The 11974-nt window shown below is 51.4% G+C and carries 11 protein-coding genes; 7 read left to right on the forward strand and 4 right to left on the reverse strand.

The genetic code is table 11. The annotated features are described in order from the left end of the window. Positions 1-76: 76 nt before the first annotated feature. From A3841_RS03910 to rmuC, 4 genes are all read left to right on the forward strand, one after another. Positions 77-1090 (forward strand): sensor histidine kinase, encoded by a 1014-nt coding sequence (locus tag A3841_RS03910; RefSeq protein ID WP_083610209.1) that lies wholly within the window; start codon positions 77-79, stop codon positions 1088-1090. Positions 1091-1250: 160 nt separating this feature from the next. Continuing rightward, positions 1251-2006, forward strand: coding sequence for a LytR/AlgR family response regulator transcription factor (locus A3841_RS03915; RefSeq protein ID WP_073850993.1), 756 nt, complete (start codon positions 1251-1253; stop codon positions 2004-2006). A gap of 221 nt (positions 2007-2227) precedes the next feature. Further along, positions 2228-3604 carry a DEAD/DEAH box helicase gene (locus A3841_RS03920; protein ID WP_073851211.1) on the forward strand — a complete coding sequence of 459 codons (1377 nt, stop codon included), beginning with the start codon at positions 2228-2230 and terminating at the stop codon, positions 3602-3604. A gap of 90 nt (positions 3605-3694) precedes the next feature. Then, positions 3695-5026, forward strand: a complete 1332-nt coding sequence (rmuC, locus tag A3841_RS03925; RefSeq protein ID WP_073850994.1) for a DNA recombination protein RmuC — start codon at positions 3695-3697, stop codon at positions 5024-5026. 94 nt (positions 5027-5120) lie between these two features. Here rmuC and A3841_RS03930 read toward each other — a convergent pair whose 3' ends face one another. Next, positions 5121-6014, reverse strand: coding sequence for a hypothetical protein (locus A3841_RS03930; RefSeq protein WP_073850995.1), 894 nt, complete (start codon positions 6012-6014; stop codon positions 5121-5123). Between the two features lie 437 nt (positions 6015-6451). Here A3841_RS03930 and A3841_RS03940 point away from each other — a divergent pair, with 437 nt between their 5' ends. Continuing rightward, positions 6452-8281 carry a M2 family metallopeptidase gene (locus A3841_RS03940; protein WP_073850997.1) on the forward strand — a complete coding sequence of 610 codons (1830 nt, stop codon included), beginning with the start codon at positions 6452-6454 and terminating at the stop codon, positions 8279-8281. A 106-nt stretch (positions 8282-8387) separates the two neighbouring features. Here the strand turns inward: A3841_RS03940 and A3841_RS03945 are convergent, their stop codons facing one another. Next, a complete protein-coding gene (locus A3841_RS03945; protein ID WP_139307871.1) occupies positions 8388-8717 on the reverse strand; it encodes a hypothetical protein in 330 nt (109 codons plus the stop codon). A gap of 154 nt (positions 8718-8871) precedes the next feature. Continuing rightward, positions 8872-9552 (reverse strand): hypothetical protein, encoded by a 681-nt coding sequence (locus A3841_RS03950; protein ID WP_073850999.1) that lies wholly within the window; start codon positions 9550-9552, stop codon positions 8872-8874. Between the two features lie 360 nt (positions 9553-9912). Here A3841_RS03950 and A3841_RS03955 point away from each other — a divergent pair, with 360 nt between their 5' ends. Together A3841_RS03955 and A3841_RS03960 are read left to right on the forward strand one after the other, a co-directional pair. Then, on the forward strand, positions 9913-10614 hold the full coding sequence (locus tag A3841_RS03955; RefSeq protein WP_073851000.1) for an SIR2 family NAD-dependent protein deacylase: 702 nt from the start codon (positions 9913-9915) through the stop codon (positions 10612-10614). A 99-nt stretch (positions 10615-10713) separates the two neighbouring features. Further along, positions 10714-11178 carry a DoxX family protein gene (locus tag A3841_RS03960; protein WP_073851001.1) on the forward strand — a complete coding sequence of 155 codons (465 nt, stop codon included), beginning with the start codon at positions 10714-10716 and terminating at the stop codon, positions 11176-11178. A gap of 45 nt (positions 11179-11223) precedes the next feature. On the opposite strand, the gene A3841_RS03965 is transcribed toward A3841_RS03960, so the two are convergent. Beyond that, complete coding sequence (locus A3841_RS03965; RefSeq protein WP_073851002.1) at positions 11224-11817, reverse strand: riboflavin synthase; 594 nt, start codon at positions 11815-11817, stop codon at positions 11224-11226. Positions 11818-11974: the final 157 nt, after the last annotated feature.

Consider the following 11974-nt stretch of genomic DNA (forward strand, 5'->3'; position numbering starts at 1 on the left):
CAGGGGCTCGGATAATAAACCTCCGGTTTGGGATAAAAATAGTGCAGGAGGTTTAACTTATTTCTAGCTTTAGAATATGAATGCGCTGCAAAGAAAGATTGGGCTGCACCTGCTGGGCTGGGCGCTCTACATCGGCTATAGTATCCTGGGCTACTTCCTCTACAACTGGCGGTACGAGGTGCTGTTACTGACGATGTCGCAGCACGTGCTGCATGTGGTGGAGTTCTACCTGTGCTATTTCCTGGTTTTCCCGCTCTGGATGAAGTATAAACAATGGGGAGTGCTGGCGTTGGGTATTGTGGGAGTCATGTTTACGTACATCGGCCTGCGCTATACGATAGAAGAAGTCTTCTTCCTGTCTGTTTTTGGGTTTAGTAATTACGACAGCATCACGCCTTCCTATTACTTTTTCGACAACCTGTACTGGGCTCTGCCAGGCATTTTTTTGGGGGCAGTGGTATGGGCGCTGGAGGCAACCTTGCAGAAAGAGCGCGAAAACCGGACGCTGAAGCAGGAGAAGACGCAGGCAGAGCTGGCCTTCCTGAAAACGCAGATCAATCCGCACTTCCTGTACAACTCGCTAAACTACCTGTATGCACTGGCTTATCCTGTTTCCGATAAACTGGGCGACGCGATCATTAAGCTCTCCGATTTGATGCGCTACATGCTGCACGAGAGCCAGGACGGTAAGGTGGAGCTGCAGAAGGAAGTGGATTACCTGCACAACTACCTCGAGATTTACCGCCTTCGCTTTGAGGATAACTTCTTCGTGAACTTCCACATCCAGGGCCATGTGAACGGCCAGCGGGTGCCGTCGCTGGTGCTCATTCCCTTCGTGGAGAACGCTCTGAAGCATGGCGTGGTAGACGATGTCTCCGCCCCGGTAAGTATAAACTTGCTGCTGGAAAACGACAATTTATACTTTGACGTGCGCAACCGCATCAACAAAAGCCAGAAAGACCAGACCACCGGCATCGGCCTACCCAACATCCGGCGCAGGCTGGAGTTGCTCTACCCCGGCAAGTATAACCTCGACGTGCAGGACGACGGGCAGCAGTTCCGAACGGTGCTGAAGCTGCAGGAAGTATGAATTGGGTTTTCAGGATGGACAGGATTTAATTGAAATCAATATTTTGCAATGATTACGATGCATGTTAATCATATCTAAAGTATATTAATTCTGATTTAGGAGCACTCCCAAACTCTCTAACTCCTAAACTCTCTAACTCAACCTAACTCCCAAACTTAATATGATCCGCTGCATTGCCGTTGACGACGAAGCCTACGCTGCCACTATCATTGCCGATTACATCAGCAAAGTCCCTTTTCTGGAGTTGGTCGGCCAAACCACCAGCCCCATTGAGGCCATTAACTGGGTGCAGGAGGGCAAAGTAGACCTGGTGTTCCTGGATATACAGATGCCGGAGCTGACCGGCATTCAGTTCCTGAAGATATGCGGCAGCAAGTGCAAAGTGATTCTGACCACCGCCTACCCCGAGTATGCCCTGGAGGGCTACGAGCACGATGTGGTGGATTACCTGCTGAAGCCCATCCCCTTCGACCGTTTCTTCAAGGCGGCGCACAAGGCGCAAAGTATGCTGCGGCCAAGGCATTCCGGCCCATTACCGGCGGCCGTAGAAACACCCCAACCAGCTGCAGAGGCTGCGGCTGCACCCGCTCCGGAGTACATGTTCGTGAAGGGCGAGAGCAAGAACAAGTTCCTGAAAGTGGCCTACGGCGATATTCTGTATGTGGAAGGGCTCAAGAACTACGTGTCCCTGTACCTGCCGGGGCAGAGGCTCGTTACGTATCAGTCGCTTACAGAGCTGGCAGAGCAGTTGCCGCAGCCGCCCTTTTACCGCGTGCACCGCTCCTACATCATCTCCATCGACAAGGTAAGTATGGTGGATGGCAACACGATCTACATAAACGACACAGCCATTCCGATTGGAGAAACGTACCGGGAGGGTTTTCTTAAGAGGATACGCGAAAAGTACGCGCTGTAGCATTACATGGCCTTATCCTTCCAGCCAAAAAACGCCAGGTCCTCCCGAAGTCATACGCGCACTCCTCTGTTTCCTCCGTGCCCAGCGCAAACGGCTAGCTGGACAGCCTTCGGTGCGGGCGCAGTAGCCGCTACACAAGCTTATTTTATACTTCAGCGACGGATTAAAACGTCTGGAGAACGAGAATTGCCGTACCTTTGCCGCTTACGTACAAGCATACCATGGCTACTTTTGAGCAACTGAAACTGAACGACGCCCTGCTGAAGGGGCTGCAGGAACTGCAGTATACTTCGCCCACTCCCATCCAGGAGCAGGCCATCCCCATGCTGCTGCAGGGGCTCGATGTGGCCGGGCAGGCCGAGACGGGCAGCGGGAAAACAGCGGCGTTCGGTTTGCCGGTGCTGCAAAGTATAAACCCGGAACTGCAGCAGGTGCAGGCGTTGGTGGTGGTGCCCACCCGCGAGCTGGCCGTGCAGGTACGCCAGGAGCTGAAGCAGTACGCCCGCTTTATTCCTAACCTCAAGATCAGCGCCTTTTACGGGGGCCATTCCTTTAAGCAGGAGGAAGACTCGCTGGCGCACCCGCCACAGGTACTGGTGGGCACACCCGGCCGCCTGACCGACCACCTCAGCCGCAGAACCTTAGATTTAAGCAAGGCCAGTAAAGTAGTTTTGGATGAGGCGGATAAACTGCTGGAGATGGGCTTTGAGGAAGAGCTGGATAAACTGCTGAAAGCCCTGCCTCGCCAGCGCCAGACCATCCTTTTCTCCGCCACCATGGAGGAAAACGTGAAGGAACTGATCGCCAATTCGCTACAGGAGCCCAGGTTTGTACAGGCCACCGCCACGGCCGTTCCCGATCGCATTCTATACTATGGGCTGAAGGTACAGGACGAGCAAAAGCCGGCGGCGCTGCTGCAACTGCTGCAAAGTATAAACTCCGCCGGAACGGTGGTGTTCGTGAATGCGCGCCTTTCCACCGAGGAGGTGGCGCAGCACCTGCAGGGGTATGGCTTCTCGGCACGCGCCCTACACGGAAAGCTGGAGCAGCGCGAGCGCGACAAGACCATGACGCTCTTCCGCAACGGCACCACCGCCATCCTTGTCGCTACCGACCTGGCCGCCCGCGGCCTGGACATGGACGTGGTGCAGCAGATCATTCACATCGAGTTGCCCCAGCACCAGGATGCCTACCTGCACCGCAGCGGCCGCACAGGCAGGGCCGGGAAGTCGGGTACGGTGTATTCACTGCTGAGCGCGCGTGAGGTGCAGAAACTGGAGCAGTGGCCGGAGGTGCAGGTAAACGAGTGGCTGGACTTAAATAAATTATCTAATGCTAAAGCCCCCGCTCCTACCGAAACGTCCTCACTTACCACCCTGCACATCAGCGGCGGCCGAAAAGACAAACTGAGCCCCCGCGACATTGTGGGCGCATTGATTGCAGAAGTGGGCTTGAAAGCCGCCGAGATCGGCAAGATTGAGATACAGGATTACCACAGTTTCGTAGCCGTTCCCGACACCGCCGCCAAGGTCGCCGTACAGAAGCTCAACGAAGCCCGGATCAAAGGGAAAAAGTATAAAGTGAGTTTTGTGAGGTAACAACCGCTGTCCTGATCTTCGACCTCGCCAAAAGCTAATTTCATTAGCAAAATCATTTGCTTCAATACTAAAATATTTTACCTTTACCCTATGGAGATCATCGTAGGTATAGCAGCATTTTTGGCAGGGTTGGTGGTGGCGTTCCTGGCACTGAAGGGAAAAATGAACGCGCTGCAACTAACGGCTAACCAGGCCGCCGTGGCGCAGGGCGTGCTGGAGGGGCAGGCAAAGCAAAAAGCCGCGGAACACGAGCAGCTAAAGGCGCAACTACGCGAGGCCCAGTCCGAGACGCTGGACCTGACCAACGCCCTCACCAAGACCGAGACAGACTACGAGCACCTCAAAATCAGGCTGCAGGAACAGGGCCGTGAGTTGGAGCAGCTGCGCGAGAAATTCCTGCAGCAGTTCCAGAGCATCTCCAACCAGGTGCTGATGACCAATGCCGAGCACTTCAACAAAGCCTCATCCGAGAATCTGGAGCGCATTCTCTCTCCTCTTAAGGAGCGCATCAAGGAGTTTGAAGTAAAGGTGGAGCAGACCTACGAGAAAACGCTAAAAGACAGCATCTCCCTGAAAGAGCAGATCACGCAGCTGGCCTCTCTGAATCAGCAGATGAGCCAGGACGCCGTAAACCTGACAAGGGCCCTGAAAGGCGAAAGCAAAACACAGGGCAATTGGGGCGAGTACCTGCTAGAGAGTCTGCTGGAGAAATCCGGCTTGCGCAAAGGGGTGCACTATGAGCGGGAGGAAGTGCGGCAGAACGACGAAAAACAAGTATACCGCCCCGACGTAATCGTGCGGTTGCCGGAGGGCAAGCACCTGATCATTGACTCCAAGATGTCGCTGGTGGCGTATGAGGCCTTCTGCAGCTGCGAGGACGACCATCAGCAGGAAGTATACCTGCGGGGCCACATCAACTCGGTGCGCACCCACTTCTCCGACCTGGGCCGTAAGAGCTACCACCGCCTCAACGGCATCAACTCCCCGGATTTTGTGCTGATGTACATCCCCATAGAGCCCGCCTTTAACCTGGCCGTGCAGCACGACCACGACCTGTTTACTGATGCCTTCGACAAGAACATTGTGCTGGTAACCACTTCCACCTTACTAGCCACGCTCCGCACCGTGGCGGGTGTGTGGCGCCAGGAAGACCAGAAGCGCAACGTGCTCCGGATTGCCGAGGAAAGCGGGAAGCTGTATGATAAGTTCGTGGGGTTTGTGGACGACCTGAAAACCGTAGGGAAGCACCTGGAGAACAGCCAAAGTTCCTATAACGCTGCCATGAACAAACTCACCGAAGGCCGGGGAAACCTCATCCGCCGCGTGGAGATCCTGCGCGAACTCGGTGCCAAAACCAGCAAGACCCTGGACGAGCACCTGCTGCAGGAGGCGCAGCTGACCGAGGAGACGGAGCAGGAGTAAGCTATACTTATAATAAGCTATACTTGTAAATAAAAAAGAGGCACTTTAGCAGTGCCTCTTTTTTATTTATGCTAGCAAATTTAGTGGAGTAAGATTATTCACATTTCCCAACTGTTACGGTCTGTGTTACCGCAAACGGAGTTGAAGCCATACCAGCGTTACCTTTCACTGTACCTGTTACCGTTACAGTATAAGCACCCGCCGGTAAACTATAGTCCAGTTGATCAAGTTTAGCGACAGAAGCATTACCACAGGCAGAGGTGCTGCTGAAGGCATTCTGGGCAATGATCTCTCCCATGGTCATGTCTGTTAACAAAGCATCGGTAGCACGACCAAATGTACCTGCATTCGCGGAGTAAAGCACATCAGCCAGACAGTTGTTAGCTTCATCGCCTACTTCTACGGCAAAAGCAGGGTCAATAATATCCTCCTGTCCTGTAACCATCACTTTTAGGTCGCTGATGCGTGGGTTACCTTCGTCATCAAGTAAGGTAAAGGAGTACTTGGCTCTGCCCTTGTTTACTACTACTGATTGGCCAGCGATGGTTATGTCTACTGTTACATCAGAATTAGTAGCGCCATCACCTGTAGAAGTGAGTGTCCAGGCCGTTTTTGGAACAACAGGGACAGTTGTAATGGGTACTACAACGTTATTTTTCCCAAAACTTTTTGCCTCCAGCACACCACCATTCAAAAAAGTGCATTTCTGTGACTGAGCAGTAGCATTTCTGCTTTGCGCTGTACCACCAGTAAAGTAAGCTGCGGCTGAAACATTGTCAAACTTCCAAGAGCCCTCTGCATCAATAGCCGGTGCATTAACATTGATGTCTACCATGATAGACTGAGCTGTTTCAGCAGCTGCCTTGGCTGCACTAGTTGAACTGCTCATCAGGTCTGTACTATCCATCTCTTTCTCGCAACCTGCCAGCATGAAAGTAGAGGCCATTAAGGCCGAAATTAAAACCGAATTACTGAGTAACTTTTTCATATAGTTTATAAAGGGTTAGGTTATACTTTCTTAAAAAGGGAAACGCAGCCATAAACCAGAAAGCTAGCGCGGCCCCTGGTAAAGAAACTGCTTTCCGTTTATCGCTCTTTATACTTTAGGCATCAAAGCATCCGCAAACAAACGCATTGGCGTACAGCTGTTTATACCTATAAGCTTTATAAGCTTTAAATAAAAAGTACTCAGGAAAAATTTGTCGTAAAGAATGAAAGGGAAGACGATTCTGCTTATAAATCCATATCCGAACGTAGAATCAAACAAATATACGCAAGACTTATAATATAGATTCATTTATATATAAAATTATTTACAAATATTTAAAGTGTTTGAGGTATGCTATTTTGCCCTCAGTGCTTATATTTAATGATTGCATCTCTTCCAAACTGATGCATTCACCTTAACTCAACCCTTACTAACCCATGAAAAAACTACTCTTTACCGGCCTCACCGCTGCCGTGCTCCTCTCCGCCTGCTCCAGCCAGAAAACAGAGACGGCAGGCACCTCGCAGGCTGTTGAAATGACGCAAGTGCAGCAGGAGGCGCAGGCCTTTCTGGATGACTACTCCAAAACCTACCAGGGACTTTATACCCGGTCGGCAGAGGCAGAGTGGGCATCCAACACCAAAATAGTGGAGGGCGATACCACCAATGCCGCCGCCACGCGCCGCGCCAATGAGGCTTTCGCCGCCTTTACCGGCAGCGCCGAGAACATAGAAATGGCCCGCACCATGCTGGAAAAAAAAGACCAGCTGACGCCGCTGCAGGTAAAACAGTTCGAAGCCATACTTTACGCCGGTGCCAACAACCCGCAGATCATCCCGGATGTGGTGAAGGCGCGCATCAAAGCGGAGACGGAGCAGACTGAGAAACTATACGGCTTCGACTACCGCATCTATGAGAAATCCGTCAGCACCAACGACATCGACAACGTCCTGAAAACGGAGACGGATGTAAAGAAGCGCCTGGATGCCTGGAACGCCAGCAAGGCAGTTGGGCCTAACCTGAAGGAGGGCCTCCTGAACCTGCGCCAGCTACGCAACAAAACCGTGCAGAGCCTCGGCTACGACGACTACTTTACCTACCAGGCCTCCGACTACGACATGTCCCGCGAGGAGATGATGGACCTGATGCGGCAGATAAATGAGGAGTTGCGCCCGCTGTACCGCGAGCTGCACACCTATGCCCGCTACGAGCTGGCGAAGAAGTATGGCGTGAAGGAAGTGCCGGATTACCTGCCGGCTCACTGGGTGCCCAACCGCTGGGGCCAGGACTGGAGCGCTATGGTAGAGGTGGAAGGCATTGACCTGGACGCAGCCCTGAAACCGAAAGGTGCCGAGTGGCAGGTAAAACAGGCGGAGCGTTTCTATACCAGCATGGGTTTCCCGGAGCTGCCCCAGACCTTCTATACTAAGTCCAGCCTGTACCCGCTGCCGCCAAACGCTGGCTATAAAAAGAACAACCACGCCTCGGCCTGGCACATGGACCTGAACCAGGACGTGCGCTGCCTGATGAGCGTGGAGCCGAACGCCGAGTGGTATGAAACAACCCATCATGAGCTGGGCCATATTTACTACTACATGACCTATACAAATCCGGATGTGCCGCTGCTGCTGCGCGGTGGTGCTAACCGGGCCTACCACGAGGCAGTAGGCTCATTGTTAGGGCTGGCTGCCATGCAAAAACCTTTTCTGGCGGAGCTGAACCTGATAGAGGAAAACGTGCAGACGGACGAGGTGCAGACGCTGCTGAAAGAGGCGCTGAACTATGTGGTGTTCATCCCTTTCTCCTCCGGGGTGATGAGCGAGTGGGAACATGATTTCTATGCCAAGAACCTGCCTGCCGACCAGTTGAACAAGCGCTGGTGGGAACTGAAAAAGCAGTACCAGGGCATTGTGCCGCCGGCTGATCGTGGCGAGAACTACCTGGACGCTGCCACCAAAACGCACATCAACGACGATGCGGCGCAGTATTACGACTATGCCATGAGCTATGTGATCTTGTTCCAGCTGCACGACCACATCGCTAAGAACATCCTGAAGCAGGACCCGCACGCTACCAACTACTACGGCAGCAAAGAGGTGGGCAACTTCCTCCGCGACATCATGTACCCGGGTGCCTCTGCCGACTGGCGCCAGATGCTGAAGGAGAAAACCGGCGAAGAGCTGAGCGCCCGCGCCATGGTGGATTACTTCCAGCCGCTGATGGATTACCTGAAAGAGCAGAACAAGGGAAGAAAGTATACTTTGTAGGTAGGGCCTGAATCTATATTTTAAACACAAAAGCCGCAGCAGGAGCTCCTGTTGCGGCTTTTACCTTTGAGACAAAGTCGAGGCAAAACTGTGACGTAGTTAAAGTTTAGCTGTGATCAGATTCAGCACCTTCTTCAACAGTTTCTACTACTTCCACAGTTTTATTTGTATAGTACAGTATTGCAACTCCGACTAAAATAGTTGCCCCCGTTGTTATGTAGTACTGTAAATCTGCACTCGTAAAACTCTCAGCAAGGTTTCTGAGCAATCGTCCTAGAAACTGCAACCCTGGACCAGCTATCAAAAATATGATAGCCCATATCTTTATTCCATTTTTTGCGAACTCATGCTTCTTAAGTATCAGTGCAAGTAGGGATACTTGTATCGCTATTGGTAAAAGTCCAGCAAGCCTGGAGTAAGCAAATGTTAAGTACAAATTCCAAATCAATAGCAAGCTAAGAATCAAGATAATTACCCAATAAAAGAGTGTGTTAGTAAAATAAGATCTATTCATTTATTATTTAAGTTAAGCGGATTAGTGTAGACGATGTGCAAGGCGTAGCCGCATGAAGTATACACGTGATTGGCTCTTAGTATTTTTTCAGTAGGGCTATAACCAAAGCTACCAAAGCCAAACCTAGAGCAACATATGAAGTTATATTTTGAACTTTATCAGGTAACGATTCAGGGCGACTACTGTATCCTCTTCTGTATGCGATTAACATAGCATATTCATTCATCCAGTTCTTTAGGAAGACAGGTAGCATTTTTCTTTCTTCTTCTGCTTCAACCTCTTCAACCATTACATTAACCACCTGCTTATATACACTGTCGTCTTTTATCGCAGCACGTGCAGCAATAACTTCTGAAGGATTCGGTAGCAATGGTATATTGTTGGACAACGGGTGCGAAAGGCTTCTGGAAAGACTGCTCATGCCCAGCAGCCGTAAGCCTTTTTCTGTACTCTCGAATTTAGAGTAAACAACCCATATACCTTCTAACGGAGGGAAATAGCACTTGTGCTTGTAAGAGCCATACACAGTGTCTGAAAGAATTTCTCCCTTGAAGACGTCAATCACCCTCATGCTGTAGTTAAAGCCATCTGAGGTAAGAACTTCACCTAAGAAAATTACTTCATTCTTTCTAATTTCTTCCTGAACTATAGGGACGCTCCAAGTTGCCCATTTCTGACCAGGGCAACTATTGGCGTATGATGAGAGACTTATAAGTATACCGCCAAGTATTAATAAAAATATCTTTCTATGGTTCATAATTGGTGCCAACTGCGGTATAAGCGCAAACTTACGCTTATCTGCACTATGTGTTGAATTGTTTGATATACTGTACCCCCTTCACTTCTACAAGAAGGATATAACATTTCCTCCCCATCGCTTCACTAATATACATTTTTTATATAGCTAGAAAAGTAGCAGCAGCTAAGTCCTGTTAATAAACCACAGTTCTTCACTTTATCCGGCTGGGAAAAATCCGGTGCCGAAGACAGCTGTACAAAGTATAAAGCAGCCCCTGCTACTTGAAAGTACCAGTATAGATTGAGGAGTAAAACCAGCCTGTAACTTTAGCAGCTGTAAACCTTATAATTAAAAGCTTATCTTAGAAAGTATAAACCGATGGCTATGAAGAAAAAACTAGTGGTGCTGACGGGAGCGGGCATTAGCGCGGAAAGCGGGATTGCCACCTTCCGCGATGCCGATGGCCTGTGGGAGGGGCATGATGTGATGGAGGTGGCCTCTCCGCAAGGCTGGCAAAAGAACCCGGAACTGGTGCTGGACTTCTATAACCAACGCCGCAAAAATGCTCATACCGTTAAGCCAAACCCCGCCCACGAGGCCCTTGCCGATCTGGAGAAGGATTTCGATGTGCGTATCATCACCCAAAATGTGGACGACCTGCACGAGCGCGCCGGCTCCACCAACGTCATCCACCTGCACGGCAAGCTATTCGAGAGCCGCAGCACCCTGGATCCCAGCCTTATATACCCCATTGAGGGTTGGGAACTGAAGAAGGGCGATAAATGTGAACGGGGCTCGCAGTTGCGGCCCAACATCGTGTGGTTTGGAGAAGCCGTGCCCATGATGGAGAAAGCGATTGAGGAAACGTTGCAGGCAGATATTTTCCTGGTAGTTGGCACCTCGCTGGTGGTATACCCCGCCGCGGGCCTGGTGGACTACGTAGACAGTGAGGTTCCCATTTTCGTGGTGGACCCCAACCTGCCTGGGATGCGCCTGCGCCCGAACCTGCACCGCTATGAGGAGAAGGCCAGCTCCGGGATACAGAAAATAGCGCTCCTGCTCCGTGAGAAGTATACATAAAGTACAGATTGGCTGCAGCAGGAAACCTATAAGGCCCGCCTCTCCTATCCAAAAAGTATAAAATGCGTAAGCCTATGGATTAGAACTATTGGTAGAGGTATGGCTTTTTTTAAAGACAGAATACTGGCAACCCACAACACCTGGGGCCTGTCGATTGTGCGGGTAATGCTAGGGCTAGTGATGTGGCCGCACGGGGCGCAGAAGCTGTTTGGCTGGTTTGGCGGCTACGGGCCTGCCGCTTTTATGGAATCTTTTGAAAAAGTTTCAGGGCTGCCCGGCTGGCTGGGTTGGCTGGTGATCATCATCGAGTTTGTGGGCGCGATCTGCCTGATCCTGGGCTTTTGGGTACGGCTGTGGAGCCTGGCCTTCATCGGCCTGTTCATCGGGATCATACTTTCCCTGCACCTCCCCTATGGCTTCTTTATGAACTGGGGCGGCAACCAGCCGGGTGAAGGCTATGAATACCACTTGCTGGTGATCGGCATGGCGTGGGCCCTGGCCGTAGGAGGCGCGGGCAAACTCAGCATCGACCAAAGTATGGCAAACCAGGAACGGAAGTTTTAAGAAGTAATGAATAATGAGTAATCACTATTCATTAGTCATTACTCATTATTCATTACTTTTCCCCAGCAGCCTGGCTACATACTTGCCGATGATGTCGAACTCCAGGTTCACGGTGTCGCCGGGCTTTACCATGTGCAGGTTGGTATGCTCATAAGTATACGGAATGATGGCGACGGAAAACCGGTCCTCCCTTGAGTTTACCACCGTCAAGCTGATGCCGTTCACGCAGATGGAGCCTTTCTCCACGGTCACGTTGCCCTTGCCGGTATCGTAGCTGAAGGTGAAGATCCAACTGCCGTTTTCGTCCTTTACCTCCTCGCAGACCCCGGTCTGGTCCACGTGCCCCTGCACCACATGCCCGTCGAAGCGGCCGTTGGCCTGCATGCAGCGCTCCAGGTTGACCGGATCACCCACTTTCAGGCTGTGCAGGTTTGTCTTGCGCAGCGTCTCGTCAATGGCCGTCACCGTGTACTCCTCCCCGGTTATTCGTACCACCGTCAGGCACACGCCGTTGTGCGCCACGCTCTGGTCTATCTTCAGCTCGTTGGTGAAAGGCGACGTGAGCGTGAAGTGCTTGTTGGTCTGCTCGTCCTGCACGGCGATGATGCGCCCCAGGCCCTCAATTATTCCGGTAAACATAGCGTTAAATCAGATGATCCTTTGGTTGCCATAAGTATAAATCCGGCTGCCACCAAAAATGTTTTCCAAAAGTAACACGATTATCAGTGGGTGCCGCCCCGTTTCGAAATAAAAAGAGGAAAAGGGAGTTTTAGCGAGCTTTATTGGCCTTAGATGC

It is taken from the genome of Pontibacter flavimaris (genome assembly GCF_001907195.1).
GTDB lineage: Bacteria > Bacteroidota > Bacteroidia > Cytophagales > Hymenobacteraceae > Pontibacter > Pontibacter flavimaris.

What these genes read in the sequence shown, in the direction of transcription:
- A3841_RS03930 (WP_073850995.1), bottom strand. Translation starts at nt 6,014, where the DNA reads ATGAAAAAGTTACTCAGTAATTCGGTTTTAATTTCGGCCTTAATGGCC.
- A3841_RS03950 (WP_073850999.1), bottom strand. Translation starts at nt 9,552, where the DNA reads ATGAACCATAGAAAGATATTTTTATTAATACTTGGCGGTATACTTATA.
- A3841_RS03910 (WP_083610209.1), top strand. Translation starts at nt 77, where the DNA reads ATGAATGCGCTGCAAAGAAAGATTGGGCTGCACCTGCTGGGCTGGGCG.
- A3841_RS03955 (WP_073851000.1), top strand. Translation starts at nt 9,913, where the DNA reads ATGGCTATGAAGAAAAAACTAGTGGTGCTGACGGGAGCGGGCATTAGC.
- A3841_RS03940 (WP_073850997.1), top strand. Translation starts at nt 6,452, where the DNA reads ATGAAAAAACTACTCTTTACCGGCCTCACCGCTGCCGTGCTCCTCTCC.
- A3841_RS03960 (WP_073851001.1), top strand. Translation starts at nt 10,714, where the DNA reads ATGGCTTTTTTTAAAGACAGAATACTGGCAACCCACAACACCTGGGGC.
- A3841_RS03965 (WP_073851002.1), bottom strand. Translation starts at nt 11,817, where the DNA reads ATGTTTACCGGAATAATTGAGGGCCTGGGGCGCATCATCGCCGTGCAG.
- A3841_RS03920 (WP_073851211.1), top strand. Translation starts at nt 2,228, where the DNA reads ATGGCTACTTTTGAGCAACTGAAACTGAACGACGCCCTGCTGAAGGGG.
- A3841_RS03915 (WP_073850993.1), top strand. Translation starts at nt 1,251, where the DNA reads ATGATCCGCTGCATTGCCGTTGACGACGAAGCCTACGCTGCCACTATC.
- rmuC (WP_073850994.1), top strand. Translation starts at nt 3,695, where the DNA reads ATGGAGATCATCGTAGGTATAGCAGCATTTTTGGCAGGGTTGGTGGTG.